This is a genomic window from Nodosilinea sp. LEGE 07088, assembly GCF_015207395.1.
GTDB lineage: Bacteria > Cyanobacteriota > Cyanobacteriia > Phormidesmidales > Phormidesmidaceae > Nodosilinea.
In genome coordinates this window covers 13,881-35,361 of sequence record NZ_JADEWX010000046.1, presented here as the reverse complement: position 1 = coordinate 35,361, position 21,481 = coordinate 13,881, and the positions used below count along the sequence as shown (strand labels likewise).

The 21,481-nt window shown below is 52.3% G+C and carries 24 protein-coding genes and 1 pseudogene; 15 read left to right on the top strand and 10 right to left on the bottom strand.

What is annotated here, in order from left to right; all coding sequences use genetic code 11:
• The 3 genes from IQ254_RS33615 (at nt 1) to IQ254_RS12755 (ending at nt 2,279) form a co-directional block, all read left to right on the top strand.
• Complete coding sequence (locus IQ254_RS33615; protein WP_369011301.1) at nt 1-96, top strand: transposase; 96 nt, start codon at nt 1-3, stop codon at nt 94-96.
• Between the two features lie 61 nt (nt 97-157).
• Nucleotides 158-964, top strand: a complete 807-nt coding sequence (locus tag IQ254_RS12760) for a hypothetical protein (RefSeq protein WP_193966538.1) — start codon at nt 158-160, stop codon at nt 962-964.
• 64 nt (nt 965-1,028) lie between these two features.
• Nucleotides 1,029-2,279 carry a hypothetical protein gene (locus IQ254_RS12755; protein WP_193966537.1) on the top strand — a complete coding sequence of 417 codons (1,251 nt, stop codon included), beginning with the start codon at nt 1,029-1,031 and terminating at the stop codon, nt 2,277-2,279.
• Nucleotides 2,280-3,695: 1,416 nt separating this feature from the next.
• Here the strand turns inward: IQ254_RS12755 and IQ254_RS33610 are convergent.
• Together IQ254_RS33610 and IQ254_RS12745 are read right to left on the bottom strand one after the other, a co-directional pair.
• Nucleotides 3,696-3,998 carry an HNH endonuclease signature motif containing protein gene (locus IQ254_RS33610; protein ID WP_193966536.1) on the bottom strand — a complete coding sequence of 101 codons (303 nt, stop codon included), beginning with the start codon at nt 3,996-3,998 and terminating at the stop codon, nt 3,696-3,698.
• Nucleotides 3,999-4,254: 256 nt separating this feature from the next.
• Nucleotides 4,255-4,731, bottom strand: a pseudogene (locus tag IQ254_RS12745) (AAA family ATPase); the annotation flags it as partial.
• A gap of 87 nt (nt 4,732-4,818) precedes the next feature.
• On the opposite strand from IQ254_RS12745, the gene IQ254_RS12740 reads away from it, so the two are divergent.
• Entirely contained in the window at nt 4,819-5,010 is a 192-nt protein-coding gene (locus IQ254_RS12740) for a hypothetical protein (RefSeq protein WP_193966535.1), read from the top strand.
• On the opposite strand, the gene IQ254_RS12735 is transcribed toward IQ254_RS12740, so the two are convergent.
• Together IQ254_RS12735 and IQ254_RS12730 are read right to left on the bottom strand one after the other, a co-directional pair.
• The gene (locus tag IQ254_RS12735; RefSeq protein WP_193966534.1) at nt 4,997-6,397 is read right to left on the bottom strand and encodes a transglutaminase domain-containing protein; all 1,401 of its coding nucleotides are present in this window, start codon (nt 6,395-6,397) and stop codon (nt 4,997-4,999) included. The two genes, IQ254_RS12740 and IQ254_RS12735, sit on opposite strands and share 14 nt — an antisense overlap.
• A 43-nt stretch (nt 6,398-6,440) precedes the next feature.
• The gene (locus IQ254_RS12730; protein ID WP_193966533.1) at nt 6,441-7,778 is read right to left on the bottom strand and encodes a Y-family DNA polymerase; all 1,338 of its coding nucleotides are present in this window, start codon (nt 7,776-7,778) and stop codon (nt 6,441-6,443) included.
• Between the two features lie 332 nt (nt 7,779-8,110).
• Between IQ254_RS12730 and IQ254_RS12725 the strand changes: the two genes are divergently transcribed.
• Nucleotides 8,111-8,287, top strand: a complete 177-nt coding sequence (locus IQ254_RS12725; protein ID WP_193966532.1) for a DUF4278 domain-containing protein — start codon at nt 8,111-8,113, stop codon at nt 8,285-8,287.
• 125 nt (nt 8,288-8,412) lie between these two features.
• Here IQ254_RS12725 and IQ254_RS12720 read toward each other — a convergent pair whose 3' ends face one another.
• Entirely contained in the window at nt 8,413-8,688 is a 276-nt protein-coding gene (locus IQ254_RS12720) for a S24 family peptidase (protein ID WP_193966531.1), read from the bottom strand.
• A 123-nt stretch (nt 8,689-8,811) separates the two neighbouring features.
• Here IQ254_RS12720 and IQ254_RS12715 point away from each other — a divergent pair, with 123 nt between their 5' ends.
• Nucleotides 8,812-9,300, top strand: coding sequence for an SRPBCC family protein (locus IQ254_RS12715; RefSeq protein WP_193966541.1), 489 nt, complete (start codon nt 8,812-8,814; stop codon nt 9,298-9,300).
• 284 nt (nt 9,301-9,584) lie between these two features.
• Nucleotides 9,585-9,821 (top strand): hypothetical protein, encoded by a 237-nt coding sequence (locus tag IQ254_RS12710; protein WP_193966530.1) that lies wholly within the window; start codon nt 9,585-9,587, stop codon nt 9,819-9,821.
• A 195-nt stretch (nt 9,822-10,016) separates the two neighbouring features.
• On the opposite strand, the gene IQ254_RS12705 is transcribed toward IQ254_RS12710, so the two are convergent.
• A complete protein-coding gene (locus IQ254_RS12705; RefSeq protein ID WP_193966529.1) occupies nt 10,017-10,295 on the bottom strand; it encodes a hypothetical protein in 279 nt (92 codons plus the stop codon).
• A gap of 562 nt (nt 10,296-10,857) precedes the next feature.
• Between IQ254_RS12705 and IQ254_RS12700 the strand changes: the two genes are divergently transcribed.
• The 3 genes from IQ254_RS12700 (at nt 10,858) to IQ254_RS12695 (ending at nt 12,748) form a co-directional block, all read left to right on the top strand.
• Nucleotides 10,858-11,238, top strand: a complete 381-nt coding sequence (locus IQ254_RS12700) for an AbrB family transcriptional regulator (RefSeq protein ID WP_193966528.1) — start codon at nt 10,858-10,860, stop codon at nt 11,236-11,238.
• A 388-nt stretch (nt 11,239-11,626) separates the two neighbouring features.
• A complete protein-coding gene (locus IQ254_RS33605; protein ID WP_228040622.1) occupies nt 11,627-11,887 on the top strand; it encodes a DUF6464 family protein in 261 nt (86 codons plus the stop codon).
• Nucleotides 11,888-11,941: 54 nt separating this feature from the next.
• The gene (locus IQ254_RS12695; protein ID WP_193966527.1) at nt 11,942-12,748 is read left to right on the top strand and encodes an aldo/keto reductase; all 807 of its coding nucleotides are present in this window, start codon (nt 11,942-11,944) and stop codon (nt 12,746-12,748) included.
• Between the two features lie 50 nt (nt 12,749-12,798).
• Here the strand turns inward: IQ254_RS12695 and IQ254_RS12690 are convergent, their stop codons facing one another.
• The 4 genes from IQ254_RS12690 to IQ254_RS12675 all read right to left on the bottom strand — a co-directional run bounded on the left by IQ254_RS12690 (nt 12,799) and on the right by IQ254_RS12675 (nt 15,200).
• Nucleotides 12,799-13,344 (bottom strand): pyridoxamine 5'-phosphate oxidase family protein, encoded by a 546-nt coding sequence (locus IQ254_RS12690; RefSeq protein ID WP_193966526.1) that lies wholly within the window; start codon nt 13,342-13,344, stop codon nt 12,799-12,801.
• 29 nt (nt 13,345-13,373) lie between these two features.
• Nucleotides 13,374-13,880 carry a ribonuclease HI gene (rnhA, locus tag IQ254_RS12685; RefSeq protein WP_193966525.1) on the bottom strand — a complete coding sequence of 169 codons (507 nt, stop codon included), beginning with the start codon at nt 13,878-13,880 and terminating at the stop codon, nt 13,374-13,376.
• Between the two features lie 223 nt (nt 13,881-14,103).
• Nucleotides 14,104-14,571, bottom strand: coding sequence for a hypothetical protein (locus tag IQ254_RS12680; protein ID WP_193966524.1), 468 nt, complete (start codon nt 14,569-14,571; stop codon nt 14,104-14,106).
• Between the two features lie 275 nt (nt 14,572-14,846).
• Nucleotides 14,847-15,200, bottom strand: a complete 354-nt coding sequence (locus tag IQ254_RS12675) for a hypothetical protein (protein WP_193966523.1) — start codon at nt 15,198-15,200, stop codon at nt 14,847-14,849.
• A 563-nt stretch (nt 15,201-15,763) separates the two neighbouring features.
• On the opposite strand from IQ254_RS12675, the gene IQ254_RS12670 reads away from it, so the two are divergent.
• The 5 genes from IQ254_RS12670 to IQ254_RS12650 are packed head-to-tail and all read left to right on the top strand — an operon-like array spanning nt 15,764 to nt 21,248.
• Nucleotides 15,764-16,207: a hypothetical protein gene (locus IQ254_RS12670; protein ID WP_193966522.1), complete on the top strand. Its 444-nt coding sequence runs from the start codon at nt 15,764-15,766 to the stop codon at nt 16,205-16,207.
• Nucleotide 16,208: 1 nt separating this feature from the next.
• Nucleotides 16,209-16,517, top strand: coding sequence for a hypothetical protein (locus IQ254_RS12665; protein ID WP_193966521.1), 309 nt, complete (start codon nt 16,209-16,211; stop codon nt 16,515-16,517).
• The gene (locus IQ254_RS12660) at nt 16,510-19,317 is read left to right on the top strand and encodes a hypothetical protein (RefSeq protein ID WP_193966520.1); all 2,808 of its coding nucleotides are present in this window, start codon (nt 16,510-16,512) and stop codon (nt 19,315-19,317) included. The genes IQ254_RS12665 and IQ254_RS12660 overlap by 8 nt, the downstream gene beginning before the upstream one ends.
• Nucleotides 19,314-20,123, top strand: coding sequence for a hypothetical protein (locus IQ254_RS12655; RefSeq protein WP_193966519.1), 810 nt, complete (start codon nt 19,314-19,316; stop codon nt 20,121-20,123). The genes IQ254_RS12660 and IQ254_RS12655 overlap by 4 nt, the downstream gene beginning before the upstream one ends.
• 6 nt (nt 20,124-20,129) lie before the next feature.
• Nucleotides 20,130-21,248 carry a hypothetical protein gene (locus IQ254_RS12650; RefSeq protein WP_193966518.1) on the top strand — a complete coding sequence of 373 codons (1,119 nt, stop codon included), beginning with the start codon at nt 20,130-20,132 and terminating at the stop codon, nt 21,246-21,248.
• The last annotated feature ends 233 nt before the right edge of the window (nt 21,249-21,481 follow it).

The following is a 21,481-nucleotide window of genomic DNA, read 5'->3' as shown; positions in this document are numbered from 1 at the left end:
ATCAACAATCGAATTAAGTTGATTAAGCGCCAAGCTTATGGGTTTGTAAACTTTGAGAATTTCCGTAAGCGCTTGCTAGCTTGCTTTTCTGATTAGAAAAACTTATCACCATGCTGCCGGAAGAACCAGAGATTTTGTGATCCGCCAGAAGCTAAACTTGGATTTTGATCATTTTGATCTAAGGATGCGCTGTTTTGAGATCAATGAAAATGTGATTATTTCTACACTTGAACAAGCGATGCAAGAGGACGGGTATTATTCGCAAATTAAGGTGATCTATCAAAACGTTCAAAATGTGGCTTATCATTGTGGAGCAACGCAGTTCGTAGACAGGGTATCGAGGTGGTTACGTCAGCAATCAAAAGAGCACAATGACAGGCAGATGTATGCCGAGGCTTCGATGGCACAGGCATGGATCCTGACAAATCAAGGGACACGGGAAAGCCTTCTACAAGCAAGAGAATTATTCGCAGAGTCATCGGGAATCATCCAAGAGCCTGACTTTCGTGATTCTATAATCCCTGATCGCATGCCCGTTCTTGCGATGATTCCCGAGTTAAACCCAAGACTGGAATTGCGTTTATCGAAGCAAGAAGCGCGGCTCATCACGAGAGACGAATTCAGGCAGCTGATAGACGAGTCGCGCAGTGTGCTTGAGAGCATTCCCGCTTTCCAGTCTGCATCTCCTAGACTTCAAAGGAGATGCACCATACCGCTGGCTTATCAATACGGCCTCTATTTGCATCAGACTAGATTCTACGAAGAAGCCTTGGCGGTATTTCGGGAGATTAGATGGGAGACAAATTTGATAGGATGGATTCGTGTGGAACAAGCTGCCATCAGCTGGATAGCCACTCTTCTACGAGAGCAAGGCAAGGAAGAAGAAAGTCGGGAAATGATCGAAAAAGCTGAGGCTCCATTTCTCCCTAAGCGACAGGTATGGTATCAAGTGTTGCGTTCTTGATTGTCGACGATTTTCCTTTCCAAATACTAACTTTTTCGAGAAGTCCATTGAGTTTGGTGTCACCATGGGAATTAGCCAAGAGTCTTGCGATAACTTTCCTGATGTATTCAAAGAGGAAGCACAAGATGGAAGCAATGATAAAGAAACAATGCCTAGATTTAAGATGGATATTGATTCTATAGTGTTCGCGCATGATTGGGAAATCTTGACCGAGCGATTAAAGGAATTCAAAATCAAATTTTTATTTGGCTCGCGAACGCATTATGACTTCGATTATTGGGATAAAGTGAAGCTTCAGTTTGAGCACTTCTGGCCACAATTAAGAATTGCTTTGTATAAGGCCATCGAATACGGTCTTTATGAACAGGTAAGAGAGATATTTTTCGATCTCAGACATCTTCTACAGACAACAGGTCATGTAAAAGAGCGCATCTATTTTGCTGCGTGGCTTAGAAAGGAAGCTTCTGTGAGAGGACACCACGGGACAAAATATCTCACGACGACCTCCCTTATCTGGGTATATACTTCTTCTGGATGCTTTCAGAATTTAGAGAAAGCAAAAAAAATGGCGGAAGGGATTATACCATTCGTCACTGAGGTGGGAACTGAGGTAGGAGACTCTCCAAAGAGCGGAGAACGAAGAAAAGCTCTTGTCAATGAACTAGGCGAAAAGCTGTACGTTGAGCTAATGATTGATGCTCATGAAACCTTGGTTAGGCTTGCCATTCGCCACCGCGAATTGGACGCTGCCGGGAAGTATATTCGTGAAGGGAAAGAAGAGATTAGTCTTCTTGCCGCAGCAGAATTGTTGCCGCCTCGATTGAAAGAGCGATTCGATATTGCTTTCTGTTATCACGAGGCAATTATTTTGTATCTGAAAGGAGAGTATCAGGACGCTCAAGCACTTTTCCAGGAGATTGCTGATCGCTCAAGTTTGATTGGTTGGATGCGAGTTGTCAAAGGTTCAACCAGTTGGCTTGCGACTCTTGCAATAATGAGGGAAGAGGATTATCAAACCTGCGAGGCGATTGTGCAAAAAGCTGCTGCGTTTGTCCCACGGCAATTTGGCAAGCGAGACGGCATTTGTCATCTGATCAAAGCACAACTCTCGAAAAGATTTGGGAGTGAAGAGGAAAAAGTTGCTTCTGAAGCAAGAGCGAGTGAATGCCTGAGAGGATTCTCGGGCGCAGTGAGTACGCAAAATGATTCCTGTAACATAGACGGTTTCTTGCTGGGTGCTTTCAGCAATACTCCGGAGAGTTGTGCCGAGGATAGAAAGAAAGCTACCCACCTTCTGGAGTACAAATACACTTAGTGTGCCGCACCATTGGATAACCTTACTCGGATTCTAACCGGTCTACTGGAGACAGCAGGCCATTTCACAAACCCCATCGCCCATTTCTGCTGACGCTGACGACCACGATATTTGTGGTGTGCGGCAAGGTGAACCACACCAATTTGAGTCGCGACAGCGGCTGTTGGCGACAGCCGGATGGTCGTCGCCAACAGCCTCAATAACATGTTGGGGCTCTATGGCGATCAGGGACGCTATAGCGAGACAGAGCTGCATTATCGAGAGACCCTGGCGCTCAGCCAGGCTCCTGTCCCAGCGCTGACGCATCCGATTTGGAAGCCTAGAAATCTAATCAAGAACTTGTGGCTGTCCAGTTGCAATGCAAGACAGGTCAAAATGCAGAAAGTCTGTGCTTACGCCCTCTACCATAAGTGGTATGTGATGAACAGAGGATATCTCTATATTTGATATTTAGTTCATCCATTTATTGCTCAGCATTTTTGAAGGATGGATTTTATGTCAGCGAGACCACCTAATGACGTGTATATCACTATTTCGTTCTCTCAAACTTTTGTCGAGAGTGTTAGCAAAATACTCATCGCCAGATTGATGCAGGCTGTCTTCTTGGTTTTTTCCGGTTTTCTGGTTGGGCCTGGTGTCATACAAGCCATCAGTGGTTGGGTCATAGAGCAGCCAGCTGCCCCTATCTCCCAGGAGGGACAAGCCATGAGTGATTGTGAGGTGGAACAGCCGATTAACCCTATCCTCCAAGAGGATCAAGAACCTTCCCCGTCTTAAGTAATTATTGCCGCCTAAAATTTCCGATAAAGCCCGGACAATCCGGGCTTTATCAGTCTCTTCACACCCGATGCATTTAAATTTGCCAGGCTCCACCAATGCCCACAGCCCCTTTGATGAAGGGCAATCATATGATGGCGATATTGGGAACAACTGTTGTCTGTTGAGGGGACAACAGCCCCAAAGTAAGGCTTTTTTGAGAACTATCTCGGCTTGCACGCAAAAGGCGGTGCGTATTGCGTATGCTGTTTTTCAGCCCGATTAAATCACGGGATTACATACGAATCTGGCGAGGGAAGACTACCACCAACAAGGCACTGTTCGGGTAAAAAGACGCTGATTGGAAAGAGACCCAGATCTACATCCGGCGCGGCGCGACAGGAGCCTGATTAGAGCAGCAAAATTGGTGGTCACTTTGCTTGAGCACGAGCCGAGCCGAGCACAAGACCCTTAATTGCACACCTACGCCCTGGTGATGAATGGCTGTGTGCGTGAAGATGGCAGCACCGCTACTTTAGGGCTTTGTAGGACAATGCCTCATTAATTTTTGTCGGGAACTTTAACCTGGGCTTCCAGATCAATTTGTCTGCGGGACAAATACGATTAGAGTTCTTCCCCTAATTCTCCCGTATTGAGGGTTTACTCTCTATAGAACCAGCAACACTGTTTGAGTCTTTGCCTCAGCAGAGTTTGATCAGGCTGTACAGTTTCCTCTGTAAGAATTTGGATTGACTTCTTGTGTAGAGATTGATAGTCGGTATTTTGTATGTTGGGATGTAAGAAGACTTTTAGAGTATCAGGATCGATAGGCAGTAGATTGAGATCGAAGAGAATATGAATGTCAGCACGGAGCAATATACCGTTGCTCGGATTGTTGTTTCCCGTTTTAGCATAGGGGAGTATTAGCTGGAACCAGAGCGCAATGCCAGCAGATCTGTCCAATCAAAGGGAAGTTACGGTCAAGTAAGCTTTTTGCGACTACGCGATCTGCGCCGAGGCCCAGTGTAGTTGAATTGTCTAAGAGGTCTACGATCTAGTGTTTCTAGAGCAGATTGGGTCTCCTTGAGGTTCATAGATAACAAAGTTTCAAAAATGTTCAGACCAACATCACGATAGAAATCTTGTCGATGAAGCTGGATAGCAATAGTTGTTAGTTTTTCGGCAATAAAGGCAAAACGACGGGCAGGGTTTGTAATTTCAATACCGATCCTGACGAAGCTTTGGCAAACCTCTGTCCATCCCGCTGCACCTCGAGCTTGCCAGTAGAAGTCACATCTAAAATAATGTTGACGATGTGGTCATCCAGCAGGTTAATCTCATCGACATAGAGCAGCTTGTCCTTCGCCTCCACCAGCAGGCCGTCCTTCCATTGGGCATCACTCTGCATCAGCTTGTCCACATCCAAGCCACCCACCACTCGATCTTCGGTGGCATTGATCGGCAGAGTAACGGGTAAATCGTCGTAGACCAGTCTGGCAAAGGCACGTACAGCGGTAGATTTGCCTGTACCTCGCTGGCCACTCAGCAGCACTCCCCCCAGTCGTGGAGCGATGTAGGCTAGCTCCAGCGCCAGCTTAAGCGTTTCCTGCCCCACGATTAGGCTGTAAGGCAAAATTGGGATAGCCTGATCTTGGTCTGGAGAGTTTTTTACAGGAGGAGAGGTGTCTACGCCCATGTCATCGTCTGCCGGAGTAAGACTCGTTAGTCATGAGTTTGCCTAGTTCTGGAGGGTAATCGCTAATTTTCCTAAGACTAACACTGGTTGACTGAGCCGTTAGCTGATGTTGTCTCTGAGGGCAGCTTGCAAGTCGGTGCGCTCCTGAATGCCTTCAGCGCCAAATTAAGTGCTTTTGACGGCGGCGGTTTGCTTGTCTTTAAGCGTGAAAAGCGGCATGGGTTCCAACGGGTGGGTGATCTGACTCGTAATTGGGATGGTGATTTTAGCGCCGATTGAACTCAACCTGGCCAACATAGGCAAAGTCTCCATACTGCTCATCACCACTAAACAGGCTGACCTCGTAGGCTCCAGAAGTCGGTAATGGACAGGTAATCACTGGCCCCTGGGTAGCGTTCTCCAGGCAGTGCTTCGCTTGGGTAGCGCCTTTGAGGGCGTAGCTGGGCAGCAACCAGCGCTGGTTAGGGTTTTGCAGTTCGATTACTGCATTCTGGCTGGTGTCGGTTTGCGATCGCATCGGCGCAACCAACTGCATTCCCTCAGCAAAGAACCGGGCTCGCATCATCGGCTGGCGCAGGAACTCCCCTCTGGTAATCGGCTGCGCCCTGAGCTGGAAGCTTTCTTCCTTAGGGAAGTGAGTAATCCCAATTACCTCGGGGGGCGGAAACAGGTAATCGGTTTTGTAGGCCTTGGTAAAGCCAGATGCCCGATCCACAGAGCCACTGTCCCAAGTGGCGTCAATTAAATACCATTGCTCGTTGATCTTGGCGGCATTCCAGGCATGGCTCTGTCCTTCCAGATCGCTGGTGGAGCTGCGGGAGTCGCCGGTCACATAGACAATCTCTTCGCCAATGGCCTGACCCAGAGCTTCCAGCAGTTTGGCGTAGCCTGCACACACCGCCACCCGCCGCTGAAACACCGTCTCCGCATCCTGAGGTGGATAGTTCCCGGCAAAGTAGTTGGGCGCATCGTAGGCAATGCGATCGGCCACATAGTCATGGAGTGCTTTGACCCGCAGCATGGGATCTTTTTCCTGACTGGCAATGTACTGAGCGACTGAAGCAATGCTGGTTTCAGCGCTGGCGGGCATGTTGACGACAGCCGGGTGTAGCCCTGCCTCTGCCCAGGGCCACCCTTTGCCCTGACCAGTTTGGCCTGCCGGTCTATTTTGGGGTGGCGGTTGAGGTCTGACCTGGGTAGTGTCAGCGTATTGCTCAAAGGGGTTGTTGTGGAATCTTAGATAAAGCCCTTCCAGGCCTCTGGCCACGGTGAACAAGCTCGTTCGCGCTAGCTCTACCTGTGGTCCCTGCATACCATCGAGGAACCAGTCGCCTCGGGTGGATAATGCCAAAAACGAGGTCTGAGGCCGCAATGCTAGCAGCAGAAAGAGAAAGGCCAGGTTGAGGATCAGGGTACGCAGGGTAATGCGATCGCCCCAGGTGAGAATGCCCGGTCCCTTACCTTTCTTGTGACCCCGCATGTCCCACAGAATGGGCACCAGAGGAAATAGGAGAATGCCTGAGAAAACCGTCAGTAGCTTCGGGCCGTTGATATAGGCCACCAGGGATGATGCTAGCCAAACGCCCAGCACTGGGGTCAGGAAAACGGCCAGATAGAAAAACGTTCTGGTGATTAGGGACGGCAGCTTGAGGAAAAGGAACCGCATAAAACCTTGGAGAGGGAGGTAGCAGCGAGAGCGAACCTAAATTCTAGATTTCCCGGTTTTGAGGTTGTCCTGCTAGAACTGTCCTGTAGGACAGTCTTGTTGATTGCTCTTGGGGCGTTTGCCAAACCTTCACAGTCGGAATCTCGCCCCAGTGAGTTGTGTAGCGCTGAGAGAAATACTCTGACCGCATCGCCCAGGTGGGCTTTAGACCCATCGCCCCAAACTTAACGGCATCGGGGCTGAGCTTGCGGTTGAGGGTGTCCATAGCTGCCATCAACTTGTCGCGCTTCTCGGTATCTACCGAGGCCGCAAACAAGCTACCCTGTACCTCATCGGAGGGGCTTAGCTCGGTAGCAATGACCTTGGCCTTCAGATACTCATAGCCAGGGGTGAAGGCGGATTCTGCCAGCCTCATGGCCTCATGGATGAGCACAGCAGTATCGTTGGTCGGTGGGTCAAGTTCGACCGAGCGGGCGGCTGAATACTGGTTTTCAGGGCGGTAATAGCTGGTGCGCATGGAGACAGTAAAGTGACCCGCCACTAGGCCGTCGGCTCTCAGCTTTTCAGCGCAGCGGGTGGTGTAGGTGGCCACCGCCTCTTTGATGTCCGATAGTTCTGTCACCAGGTGGCCAAAGGATCGTGAGACAATCCGCATCGTGACCGGGGCGGCTACCGGCTCCATCGGAAAACATGGAGTGCCGCGCAGCTCTAAAACCGTTCTTAGACCCAGCACCCCAAACTTCTTTTTGATGATCCGCTCATTGGCCTGCTTGAGATGGAGCACAGTTTTGATGCCCATCGTATTGAGCTTGGCCTTGAGGTTGCGGCCAATGCCCCACACCTCGCCCACGTCGATGCTGGCCAGCACAGCGTCTGGGTCGGCCAGAGTTTCAAAGTTGAGGACTCCATTCACGCTGGGATATCGTTTTGCCTCATGGGCCGCTAGCTTGGCCAGGGTCTTGGTTTTGGCGATGCCCACCGATACGGGTATGCCTGTCCACTGCTTAACGGTGGTACGAATTCGTTGGCCGTAGTCGCTCAGGTCAGCTTTGGTGAACCCGTGCAAACCCAGAAAGGCTTCGTCGATGGAGTACTGCTCAACCTCGGGGCTGAAGTGCTGGAGAGTCTGAATTACCCGACGAGACATATCTCTGTAGAGCACTGGGTTTGAGGAAAAGACATGCAGCTTGCCCTGCTTCACCAGGTCATGAACTGAGTACAGCGTAGCCTGCATAGCTACCAAACGTTTGGCTTCAGCAGACCGAGCGACGACGCAACCGTCGTTGTTAGAGAGCACCACCACGGGCTTACCCTCCAGGTCGGGCCGGAAGACCTTTTCGCAGGATGCAAAAAAAGAGTTGCAATCTACCAAGGCGAACATAGCCAGATCCTAAGAGGAACAGGGGCTTACAGCAGTAGAAGTAGTGGGAGATAGATGCAGTAGTATTCCTATACTATCCTCTGGAGTAGTTGGTGTCACACTGCCCTAAGAGATTGTTCTATTGTCACCACCGCTAACGCTCTGGCAAACGTCATCTGAGATACTGCGATCGCACGAAGGCGTGATCTCCGTCAGCGCCAATGCCCCGCTGCCTCACATCCTGGCTCCAGAACTATCACCAGCCGACTCATACCGCCGTCACCACCTCAATCGAAGATTCGCGGGATTATAGTTTCATCGAGACAACCCCCGTCACTCAGGAGCCTCCAGCTATGCAACTCTCTTTCCTCGGCAATTCCTACACCGCGTCTACCACCGCTATCGAAGCTATCCCCAGCGGCGAAACAGCAACTTTTATGGGCCGTCCATACGCCCGCAAACAGGTCACCGTTGCGCAACGTCAGCAGCCCGCAGAACTGACTTATCGCGGTGTTCACTACGCCCGGTAGACCACAGCTTTCCTCCTCCACAACAACAACGACCCTCCTACCCCGCTGGCAACAGTGGGGTTTTTTGTGGCTTAGACTTTGCGGATTAGAGTCGTGACGACGCCCCAGATTTCTATATCTAGGGTTTATTCTGGTGCCCAGTCGGTAGCAGGCACTAATTTACCGTGGTGCTGTTGAACTCTGAGGACTTGGAGGGCACCTGCGATCGCTGCCACAACGAGAGAGCCATCCTGAGCCGTTTGGGAGCGATCGACCACAAGCAAATCCTCTGGCTGAATGTCCTGATCAGCAGCCATATCTCCTTCGACCCGCATGAAGAAGGTGGCAGCGGGGTTGTGGATCAGGTGTTGGTTGAGGTCTAGGCTTTGCTCAATTGCATCGCCGGGAACAGGGAAGCCCATAGGTTAGGTCTGAAGGCAGCTACTCTAGACTATCCGGTTAGAAGTGAGGGTGTCTCATTGTCCTGTGAGACTGGGTTATGAGGGTGTTCTAATATTGATGTTGGCTGGTTAATGGTCACAGATATGGCGACCTATAGATTTCAAACTACCTGGCTGCTGGATGCTCCTATCGAGGCTGTGTGGGATACGATTGTTGACTACCAAGCTTTGCCGGGATGGTGGAAGGCGGTGGACCAGGTGAGCCAGATTGAGAGCGGTAGTCCAGATGGCACGGGTGGAGTCTGGACTATTGCCTGGAAGACACCTCTGGGTTACTCGATTGCATTCAGATCGACCACTACTCGGGTAGAAGAGCCTTATTTGCTTGAGTTAGAAGCCGTTGGTGAGGTCGAGGGAAACGGGCGCTGGGAACTCCAGAGTACAGATGAGGGAACGCTGGTGCATTATTTCTGGAATGTGAAAACGACAAAAGCCTGGATGAATTTGCTCGCTGTATTTATTCGCCCCCTGATGGAATGGAACCATCATGTGGTCATGGAACAGGGGGGTAAAGGTATTGCCAATCATTTGGGAGCAAAGCTTTTAAGGCAAGAGAACAAATCTCTGGTATAGGTTCTACCTTATTAACTTTTCTGTTATCCTATAAAATCATCTTGTGTTTACTTGGAATCAGTATTTCAACAATACCCCGGACAAAAAATTGCCCTCCATATTACCTGTAAGCCAGAGCCTACGTTGCTCAAAGTATTTAAATCAATGTCAGCCTGAAAACTAACCTTGATTTAAATAGGAAATTGCTAGAGTGATTGCCCTGTAAGCCTTATAGCGTCGTTGCTAAAACTGTCCGGACTGTTGTTTCAAGCTTTAACGACTAAATCATATGGCTTCACCCAAAGATGTCGGCCAGATCTTCAATACCTTTCATCATCTTTTTGAAGGACTTGGAACCTTTTGTAGACGTTAAAGACATGCGCCTTGCTTTTGACAAGGATGGTAATGTCTTCCTGATCGCCCCAGATTTCTCAGAGCCGCTTGAGATTGATTCCAGCGTGCATCGGGTGGTGCAGCAAGAGATGCACCAAATTATTGCTAGGTATCGCTCTATTCAATCTGAGCAATCCAGTAACCATTAGGACTGTCTCATAACGCTGATTGATGGAGTAATTGCCCTGCCAGCAATCTAGTCCTGGCCTAACCCCCTTCACGCTATCCTAAGCCAACCTATTCTCTGTAGAAAAGAATCCGTTGCCAACATTGAGTGATCTACTTATTGCCACACTGATTGGGGTTGGGGTATGAAGCTGCTTTTCTCGTAGTCTGCCATTTTCCTAGCCTCCTATTTTCTTTTCACGACAGTGGATGCCAGCATGGGTAAGAATTAACTGGTGGCCTTGGATATGGTGAAGCCTGTCGCTGACGACGCCTTCCCAGTAGTCATACTCCATAGCCTTCTCAAGGAAGCGTTTGAAAGTTTTGGTTTTGATGTCAGCCAGGACGACATAGCCGCTACAGTAGATTTCGATTTTGGTAATCCCGCCAGAACCAGCTGTAGCGATTGGGACACCGTCAAATTTAACCGTGATGTCAATTTCCCCTCTTGCAGGCATGGTCTAAACACATTCAGGCTTGAATCAATGACAGAATCACCAGAGTAGCGTATTCACGCCTGGGAAAACCTTTTTCCTTTGTTTCAGGGCGACTGACCGTTCTCCACTGTTGCTGCTTATCCTGCCAAAACCCTGTCATCCCGGTACTCCGCCAAAGCAGAATGCCAGTTTGCTACTCTATGCCTGCGATCGCCCGCTTGAATCTCGTCCAACTCAATCAGCTGGCCCAATTTCTCCGCGCTCAAGATCTCCCTGACAAAAAACTATCCTTTTGAGTTGAGCAGTGTCTGAGATTTCCATCGCCTGTTTGACTCACCCAGTATTTACGTGTGCCACTATACAACTATTGTGGGCAAGCCACTACTCAAGCAACTGTTCAACATCAATCATCACCAGAACAAACTTTCAAAGCCAACTCAGTCTTACTTTGTTGATCAGGGCACGAATTTACTAAAAAATTTTTCTGTCTATAAATTTTAAGTTGTTCACTTTAAACATCAGCATCTATAATCCAACTAAAGGTATGCTTCAGTGTTCCTTATAGAAATAGGTGGTTCAATTTATGGCGGTAAAGAGCAAAGAAGCTTTGACAGGGAAAGAACTCTTAGCCAAGGTCAAGGAGAATGATGCCCTGTCCAAACGTGAACTAGCCAAAGTTTGTGGTTATTACACTGCTGGCAAAGGGGGTGAGACTCGGGTAAACCTGTCTGAATTTTACGATGCCTTGTTGTCAGCCAAGGGAATCCAGCTTGAGCCTGAAAAAAGTAAGGATGGTCGGGGTCGTGAGGCAAGCTACAGTGTCACGGTGCATAAGAATGGCCAAATTGTCATTGGTGCTGCCTATACCCAGGAAATGGGTCTGGAGCCAGGCGATGAGTTTGAAATCAAGTTGGGCTATAAGCACATTCGGCTTGTCAAACTTGGCGCTGATGACGAGGAATAGCTAAATTTAGCGATCGCGTGATCGCTGACCTGGTTGGCTATAGCTACTCAGCCATTTTGCCTAGCTGTGCGAGTCATTTTTGTAATCTGGGCATTCTGCTGTGTAAGGCATATTTGTTTAGATGCACCCTGATGGGTTCCCCGGTCCTTTGGGCCGGGGTTTTTCCTTTTGTAGCCTTTTCTAAACGGCCACCAGAGCTGACTCGATACAGGGGACAGTCTTACAGGACAGATGCTTTGCTGGGACAACCGTGACTTGAACATTCTCCGCTGCGATCGCATCTGCTGGCCACCACTGGTCCAGGGGAGCTGCGCCGCTTACTCAAAGCCGGAAGCCAGAGGCTAAGATTTTCACATCGACTCGATCTGACGACAACGACATCTGGGCAATGGTGAATACGTCTATCAACCTCTCCCCCAATCGGCAATGTCGGAGCTGTCGTTTCAATGCTCGAAGTCCCTATTTGCTCTGTGCCGTTCACCCCATGGGGCCTAAGCAGCGCCAATGCCCAGATTTTGAGTCACTAATGCCTGTTGCCCAGCCCTCTAGCAGTAGCTTGCCAAAGACCCCCGCTGTGGAACCAGACTGGATGCGATTCTGGGGACCCACTGAGGAAGAGTGGTCAGCCTTTTGGGGGCCAGAGAATTGACCGCTTGGAGAGTAGTCTTCTGGCAGTCACAGAATCTGTGGAGACAAGGCCGCTATGGACATTCAAACCATTCAGGGCAACTCCGTCAGCAGGCTTGGCTTGGCTGGCCAGCAGCCTATGGAGTCGGGCTGCGTTGATCTGGCCTGGCAGGCTGGTGTCAACTACTTCTTTTCCTATGGCGTCGGAGACAACCCCATCATCAACGATCTGAAGCCGCTATTACAACAGCACAGAGAGTCTGTCATTGTGGCTACAGGGAGCGAGAAGCGAGAGCTTAACCATTGGCGAGAGTATCTTGAGCAGGTACAGCAGACCCTTGATATCAGCACGATAGACATTCTCTTTGCTGAATATGTCTCCCCTGCTGATGATTGGCAGCAGGTAAAAGCCCTGGCGGATCAGCTCTATCGTTGGAAATCTGAGGGTGTAATTCGATATGTGGGCATCACCACCCACAATCGGGCGATCGCCCAGCAGCTGAACCAAGAATCGCTTTGTGATGTTTTAATGCATCGCTACAACATGGCCCACCGCAAGGCTGAAGAAACCGTCTTGCCTATGGCAGAGGCCGCTAAAATCCCCGTCGTCGCCTTTACAAGCACTCGTTGGGGAACGCTCCTGCAGAAGCCCACCGACTGGCCCACTGCTCCGCCAACAGCGTTGGATTGCTATCGCTTTGGGTTGTCCCAACCCGCTATTCAGCTGGTGCTAACAGCTCCCAAAACCCGTAAGGAGCTTGAAGCTAATCTTGCTGTCCTCAAATCGCCACCCATGTCTGAGCAGGAAGCTGTTCACTGGCGGCAGTTTGGCGATTTGGTCTATGGCAACGGCCAGGATAGTTTTGAAACGACCTGGCCATAGCGGTGCCTCTGCTTGAGAAAATTGCTGGGAGTAAAGGATTGTGCGTGAGACTAAGGGTTAACGACGAGGCTGGCCAGGTCAAGTTGAATCTTTGTGTCAATCAAGATGGTCTCACTCAGAGCCAGATGCTCTCCTGTGATCCAAGCGGTCTGGGGCTGAAACCGATAGAGCCGCCGAGGGGATGGGGCCAGGTAATCAGCGGGCGATCGCTGTTGCCCCTTAGCCGCTCGTTTTTGCAGCAGGGAAATGACCCGCCCTACGTTCTCCGGCTCCACTTCCGCCACCGTGCCGGAGAGATAGAGCCCCTGGCCTTTGCCCTCTTCTCGATCGGTACTGTAGATTGCGATCGCTGCTCGGCCTTGGTTGGCATAGAGGTTTTTGGAATGCTGGGCCACCATTGCTGAAGACCAGTACAGGTTCCAGTCAGAGTCATAGGTAAAGATGACTGGAGAAGCCCAGGGCATGCCATCTGGAGAGCTGGTAGAGAGGGTGCCGTAGATAGTGCTGTCAAGGATTTGTCGTGCCCTGGTGATGACCTCTGGATTTTGACCATCAGTAGTATTAATCCATCCGTTCTCAGCCGTAGCGATGGACATGGTTTGCGGCCCCCTGGCAAAAGCTCCATTCAGAATAAGGCGCTTTGCTGGCTTGTGGGCTGAACCTCATAGCCCTCATCAATCGGTAGATTGGGTTGCCGAGCAGCAGCTACCGCCAGGCTATCGCATCGTTCATTCTCTACATTGCCGCTGTGGCCTTTAACCCAGCGAAACTCGACCTGATGTTGCTCACAGAGGCTTAGTAGCTGCTGCCAGAGGTCGGTATTGACGGGGCTCTTAGTTTGGCTACGCTTCCACCCTTTTGCCCGCCAGCGCATGGCCCAGCCCTTCATGATGGCATCGACAACGTACTTAGAATCCGAATAGACCGTCACAGCGCATTTATGCTTTAACGCCTGGAGGCCAACGATCACTGCCATCATCTCCATCCGATTGTTTGTAGTCAGTTGGTAGCCGCCCGATAGCTCTCTACGGTGTTCGCCATAGAGCAGGACTGCTCCATAGCCACCAGGGCCAGGATTGCCGATGCAGGCTCCATCGGTGTAAATGGTGACGGGTTTGAGAGGTTGGGACATGGGTATTGGATTGCTGTTACTAAATTTGAGGATGCCCCCGCTCATATGGATTTAGAGAAAAAATAGCCAGAACCTACTTCCAGTCTAGGTGTCCCAACTTTAGTGATGTTTTACAGGATACATCCATGGAATAGTCTTGTTATTTGGCTGTTCGCTGGTTGTCAAACCTTTATAGCTACTATTTATCCCCAGTGCGTGTTTCAGTTTTCCTATTGCTTCAAAGTCAGATGATTCGTTCAACCTGGCACTCAAAGCCCCCGTCATAGCCCCTGTACCAGCAGTGAAGAACGCCCTCCAAATTGTCGGTAAACCGCACGGTCAATCGCTCCAGAGCGCTCCAGGCAAAACCACTCGTGTTCTGCGGCTGCGGCAATCGCTCTCGGCTCAATACCAGGTCCACTCGCGTCAGAGTTGCCCATCCACACTGAGGAACTCTAGTGTCGCTCTCCCAAACCTCGGAGATTAAGGCGACTGCATCCGTTGTCAAACTCTGCGGACACAGCGACGACGGCAAACTGATCGCCGTCGTCACTTGCCCGTCAGACCACCAGGCCCACCACTCCTCGCGATGGAGCAGTTGCACCTCCTCAGCCCGTCGAATCTCTGACCAGGGTGTGCCATCCAATGCCGCCAGGCGAGTCGCCTCAGACCAGGTCACCGCCACATAGCGACGTGTCAAAAATCGAGCCATACTGCCCTCACTCCGCCACCGCTCTATCCAGAACGCTGGCAGCGAGATTGGGAATATGTCCCAATGCCTTGCCCCCAAAGCCTCGATCCAAATTGTTTGTCATCTCAGTCCAAGAACCCTGCGTGTGCGATGGTAGTGATACGAGGACAAAAACCCTGGGGCAAACAGGCCATCCCTCGGCTACGCAATCAATTGAGTAGCAAATATCACCAATACATCACTTGTACCGAGTCGGCAGGCAAAATCCGGACGAAATATTGAAACAGCTTCGAGGGCTAAGGGATCAGCTCAGATCCACCTTCAATTTCTGCTTCCATACGTGCCATCGCTCGCTCATATACCCGCAAGCCCAGCAATACTAAACGCACCAGCATCTGGTCTGGGTTGCGTTGACTGGCCTCTGCCAACTCCACAATGCGCTCGGTCGGGAGGTGCTCATTAAATAAAACCAGATTCGCCTCCAGCTCATGGGCCAGAGGACGCCTGTGCTTTTGGGCACTCTCCCGCAGGCTCTGCCCCATATCACTCGTAAGCAGAAGTTCCAAGATTTCGGCGAGGAAAGGCGATCGCTTTCGATTGCCCTCCGCCGCACACTGCGCCTCAATCGCTTCCAGTAATTCAGTTGTCATGTAGAACGTTGGGCGACATCCACTCTCTGAGGTGTCGGACGGGGATTTGTCTTGAGGCACAGGCGACTTGACCATAACGGAATAGTGACGAGACCAACTGTCGCTATCCTAGCCTCCTACTTATGGTGTCGAAAGTCAGCGCACCATAGGTTCACAGAAGCCTAAGACATATGAGTCAGATCCTGTCTCCGCTTCACATCACCTTAATCAAGGATTCCTCCTACTTACACCCACTCACCGATCACGCCAAAGTAACTGTAGAAGGCACGAAAATCTAACTCATATGGGTATTCAAGCTTAATCTTCCAGGACTACCCTCCTGACAATGTAAACAAAATCTAAAACCTGCTTTACTTTTCAGGATGATTAATCCAGTATTGCCAAGTAGTACTTTTTCTGTAAAAGTACGATAAAGATTGAGTCACCAATCTTAAGTTCCTGACCCCGTTCCATTCTTGACTGCGGATGGCGAGACCAACACTCTGCCATTCCTGCCAAAATCGTCCTGCTCAATCTGCCAGGGAGCAATCTACCTACGTCCTGAATCTCTTGGAGTAGGAGATATGAATCTTGTATCTAACCCTCTGGGGCGCATTGCGTCTCAGTGCATCCGGCGCAGCCGTCAAATTCTTTCTAGACCTGGGAATCAACTTGCTCATATCAAATACCGTGGCATCAGCGGTTGGACGCTGCTCGGTCTAGTTACCGGAATCCTGCTATTCATTAGCATCACAACCCACGCCAACCCGGCTATGGCCCAGCTCTTCGATACCGTCGAAGGACAGGCCCAAAACATCTTCGGGCAATACCTGGATGGCGACATTATCAGCTTTATGTTTGGCCTGCTGCGCCTAGTGGTCTGGGTCTCAGCCGTGGGCTTTGTGTTCTTTGCCGTCTACCAGGCCCAGCGGGGTGAACAGTGGCAGCCGCTACTGCAAAACGCCTTCATCATCATTGCCGCCGTCGTCATTGTTGAAGGTTTGAGTCGCTTGTTCTTCGGAGCCTGAGATGAGCGACGACTCGCGCCTATACTGCCCGGTCAACCCGAGCCTGGGCCAACAGCCTTCCCTTGGCCCCATCCCAGCCAACCTGCTCGCCCCCTCGGGCGGCATCTTCGTCGGCTTCTACATCTTGATTGAAGTCCTACTTGGGCTCGGGTTTGTCCCATTTCTACTGCTCAGCACCTGGGGCATTTCTACCTGGTGGGTCGTGGTCGGCGAAAGAACCTGGCTCTTTACCCACAAGTTTGTGCCTGTGCCCGATTGGAAACGGGGCCATATGCCCTATCAGCGTCATTTATCTGAGCACCATGAGTAAACCAAGGCTTGGAACGCAACGCTACCGCTTTCGCCCGTTTGAAGATGAAGCGCACCTGGAATGCCTGTGCCGTCTGAATCTGCGAGGGCGCAATGTCGGAGCCTATTTGCTCAAGCACCAGCGGCAGTACAGTCTGGTGTTTGGCTTTCGCAGTCGAGGCATTCACACCCAGCTGCAACCAGGACAGGCGGAACCCACGTTGAAGCGGCTGGAGGATGGCCTCAAGGGGTTTCGTCCGGGGGATCGGCTGCGGATTCACTGGCGATCGTTTGCCGATGACAAGGATCGCCAGCAGTCCCTCGAAACCCTGATTCAGTCCACCGCTACTTTGGAAAGCCAGTTCCTGCTGCTGGCGCAACAACGTGCGACCCGCGATTTAACGACCGAAAAGCAACGCCAGCCCAAGCAGCTCTACCTCTTCGCTACTTACCCCCTCGGGTCAGGGCAAGAGCAAAGCGCCGACCACGTTGAAAAACTACTGGCCTGGGTGGTGGCCCAATACGACACGTTCAAGGGATTAAAGGAGCAGAACCAGCAGCAGTCCTACGCACAGCTTCTGACCCAGGGCTTTACCGACGGCTACCTGCACTGGGAGCAGCAGCTCAACGCCCGTATGGGGCTTCAGGTTACTCCGATGGGAACCGAGGACTTGTGGCACTATCTCTGGGCTCAGTTCAATTCAACTTCTCTACCAGAGGTACCTCAATGTTTAGAGCTGAGTGATGCTGACGGCACCGCCAAGCTCAACGAAATCATCCACGACCCCATCTATTCCGTCTCCCGATTGATCCGTGGGGAGAACGGTCAGCCCAGCCATCCCAAAGCCGACCGCCAGTGGGTGCAGGTTAAAGGAAAGTTCGTCGGGGCGGTAGTGCTGGAATCCAAACCCGCTGGATTCACCACACCGGAGCACCAACTTTATTACCTCTGGCAAGCTCTAGCTCAATTCCCGGACTGCGAATGTGTCTGCGAACTCGCCGCCGCAGATCGCATGATGACCCGCGTCACTTTGCAACGGCTGACCAAGCAAAGCGTCACCGCTACGTTCCGCGCCAACCTGCTGCGGGATGTGGATGTCGCCTCTCAAATGCGGATGAAGCAGGGAGTGGAAGCCCAGGAGCGGATCTATGAGGGAGCACTCCCCATCTGGGTGAGTGGTCTGGTGCTGCTGCATCGCGATAGTCCAGAGTCACTAGCTGAAGCCTGCCAAAAGTTGACCAACGCCTTCCATCAGGGCGACTTTATCCGGGAGACCGAGATTGCCTGGCAGTTGTGGCTCAGGTCATTGCCGATTGTGAGCGACAGACTGATCGACGATGGCCGCAGGCAAATGTATCTCACCAACGAAGCCCCAGGATTAATGCCTGTGGCCTGCCCCCGCACCATCGACAACGGGGGCATCGAGCTGATCACCCGCGACGGTCAGATGCCGGTTTACCTGGACTTTGTGAATCAGCACCGGGGGATGCTGGTATTTGGGGAGACCCGCAGCGGGAAGTCGGTGCTGGCGGCGGAGATCTTCGTGTGGGCGATCGCCAACGGGATGAACGTCATCTCCCTCGACTATCCCAAACCCGATGGCACCACCACCTACACCGACCTGGTGAAGTTCTTTGGTGACCAGGGAGCCTATTTCGACATCGGCTCCGAGAGCAACAACCTGTTTCAAATTCCTGATCTTAAAGGCTTGCCCGATAACCAGCGGCAAGAGCGTTTAGACGACTACAAGGAGTTTCTGGTCAAAGCTCTCGACACCATGGTGATGGGCACCGAGACCGACAACCAGCTGGGCAAGCGAGTTCATACCGTTCTCTGGCAGGCGCTGTCCAACTTCTTCGAGACTCCCCAAATTCTGACCCGCTATGAAGCGGCGTTTGAATCAGGATTCGGCAGTCCAGAGTGGCAGCACATGCCAACGTTGGCTGACTTTGTTGAGACCGTCGCCAACCTGGATCTGGAGGTGGAATCGGCGCTGCTCAATGAAGCCGTCGCCACCATCCTGCTAGAGCTGCGGGGCTGGCTCTCCAGCCGCGTCGGCAAAGCCATCTCCCAACCCTCCACCATTCGCACCGATGCCAGGCTTACCGTCTTTGCTCTGCGCAACGTCGGCGACAACATTGAAGCGGCGGTACTTGCCCTCTCGGCTCAATCCATGGCCTTCCGCCGAGCGCTGGAGGTCTCTGATTCCCTGCTGGCGATCGATGAAAGTCCGATTTTATTCAAGTACAACGGCATCGCCCAGATCATCGGCCAGGTCTGCGCCAACGGGGCCAAGTCTGGCATACGCCCCCTGATCATCGGCCAAGACCCTGACACCATTGCTCAATCCGTCGCTGGGTCACAGATCCTGCAAAACCTCAACACCCGCCTGGTGGGGGCCATCCAGCCCAACGCGCTGCCTTCCTACCAGCGACTGTTCGGCTACGACCCCAGCCTGCTGCGGCCCAACACCGAAGAGTCCTTCCGCATCAGTCCGGGTCGGCTTTGCTCTCACTGGCTGCTCGATGCTGATGCTTGCTTAACGCCCTGTGCCCACTATCCCTCTCCCGAACTGTTGGGAGCGGTGGCCAACAATCCCAAAGAGCAGCGGGCGCGTCAGCGGGTGTTAGCCCAACACCCTAACAAGTTTGCTGGGTATGCCGCCTTTGCCAAAGACTACGTCCAGACACTCCGCAATGGCCAGTCCCTCGACACCATTGCGGCGGACACCCCTCAGTTTGAACTGATTCATTCATCGGCTGAACTGGCTACTCCCAATGGCCATCAGCCCCAATCTGCAACCCCTCGGAGGTCATCATGACAACTCAATCAAAACGCCGCCGAATCCGGTATCGCCTTATCTTGGGCACCAGCCTCAGTCTCGGTTTGCTCGGCATCAGCACGGCTCATGCCTCTTTGCAACCCGGTGGTTGGAGCCAGCAGTGGCAAGACTGGGCTATGGAGAACCTGTCTAATCCGCTGGAAGACATCCTGGCCCAAATCGAAGAGACGACGGCCTTAGCCGAAGAGGCACTTCAGAATGTCTTGGGCGATCAGTGGGAATCTCTCAAAGCCGCTCTCGGTAGCAATCTCCCTGACCTGCACCGGGTGCGAATGGACGAGGCGATGCCGATTCAAAGCATTCTCGGCACAGATCGAGCCACTCAACAGCGAGATCTGGCCAACCGCTACGACCAGGAAGTGGCTCGTTCGATGGCCTCGCCCTGGCTGGGCGACCAGGGCCAAGCCCGACTCTCCGATAAAGCTGAGCAAACATCCGCTCTACTCGACAACAGTCAGGCTCACACCCAGCAGGCGCAATCCATGGCTGAAGACGCCCAGGGCATGAACGTCACCCAAAACGTGATGAAGCAAAATGCCCAGATCCAAGCTTCCGTTGCAGCCCTGCTCCACGAGCAGACCCAGCTCACCGCTGAAAACAACACGACGCTGACACAGCTCCACCAGCTCCAGGGGATGCTGACCCAGCTTGCCGCCAACACTAGCGAAGGCATCGACGAAGTTAACCGCCGAGAGCAGGTGGCGCGCCAAATTTCGATCTCCGGCTCCGCCCAGGCTCCGATCTACATCCCCGGTGCCTTGGGTACCAGTCCTTCTGGAAACTAATGAGCCATGCTCAACGCTCTCCTACCATCATGGGTTTTTGTCCCCGCCCAAGTCACAGGCGGGGTCGGCATCATCGACGACAGTGTGCAACAGCTAGAGGCCGTGCAGCAGGCCTGGGATGCCCGCTGGGAAGACATCTTCGCTTCCTCAAGTGGGCTGTATTTGGGTATCAACCAGTTTGCCTCCATCATTCTGGTCGGAGCTTTCCTCTTCTTTGCCGTGGGCTGGGTCAAAGAAGCCATTGAACGAGGTATCTTCCCCGCCCTGCCCAACGTGCTCTGGGTGCTGACCATTGCGGTGCTGCTCTTTAACAATGGAGCTCTCCTGGGTTCCGCTACCCTCGGCATCCGCAACCTGATCAACGCTCAAACTCAAACCGTGCTTCAGGTTCAGGTGGGTGAAGTATCGATGCTCGAAGCCCTCAACGATGTCATCCTGTCCCAGCAGGCTAAGGCCGTCATTCAGCAAGAGTACGCCGCCTGTGATGCCCAAACGGGTCAGGACCAGGTGGACTGTTTCGTTCGAGCCGGGGAACGCGCCCAACAACGGCTGGAAGCAGAATACCGTTCCCGAGGCTTTTGGAGTGCCGGACTACAACGGCTCTGGGGACGAGTCCAGCAGATCAGCCAGCAGGTCGAGCAGGTCTACCAGTCTGGCGAGGCTCCTGTAGGCGGTAATCCTCTGGCGGACATCCTGGTGGGAACCGTGCTGCAAACCGGCAGTCAGGCGCTGGCAGAGCAGTTTCTCAAGGGCTGGCAATGGGCCTTTGCTAACCTGCTGGAAATGGCCATGCTGCTGACCGGGTTGATTGGCCCCATTGCCGTCGCGGGTTCCGTTGTGCCGCTTCAGGGCCGGCCCCTGTGGTCCTGGCTAGTGGGCTTTTTCAGCCTGGGGATGGCTAAGTTTTCCTACAACGTCATCGTGGGGCTGGCTGCAACAGTAGTCGTAGCCGCCGACGCCCAGACCTCCAGCGACTTTGGCTTTCTGTTACTGATCAGCATCCTGGCTCCCGTTCTGGCTCTGGCCATTGCCGGAGGGGCTGGGATGGCGGTCTTTCGCGGTGTCTCCGGTGGGGTGACCCGACTGATTGCGGTCGGCACCTCTGCTATTCCCATTCCGAGGTAAGTGATGGAACTGCTTGAAGTTAGCCGTAAGGTGAAACGGCCTCGTATCCATTCCAGCGACATTCTGTCCCTGGCCTTTGCGGGGTTGTCGGTGGGGGTAGTGATCTTCGCGTTGTCTCTGATGTGGTTAGCGGTATCAGTGTCGCGGCTGGCGAACCAAAAGCCGCCGACTCTAGTGCAGCAGGTGGATGGTCGTGCCTTCTCGGTGCGTCCTGCCGACTACCGTCACCGGGA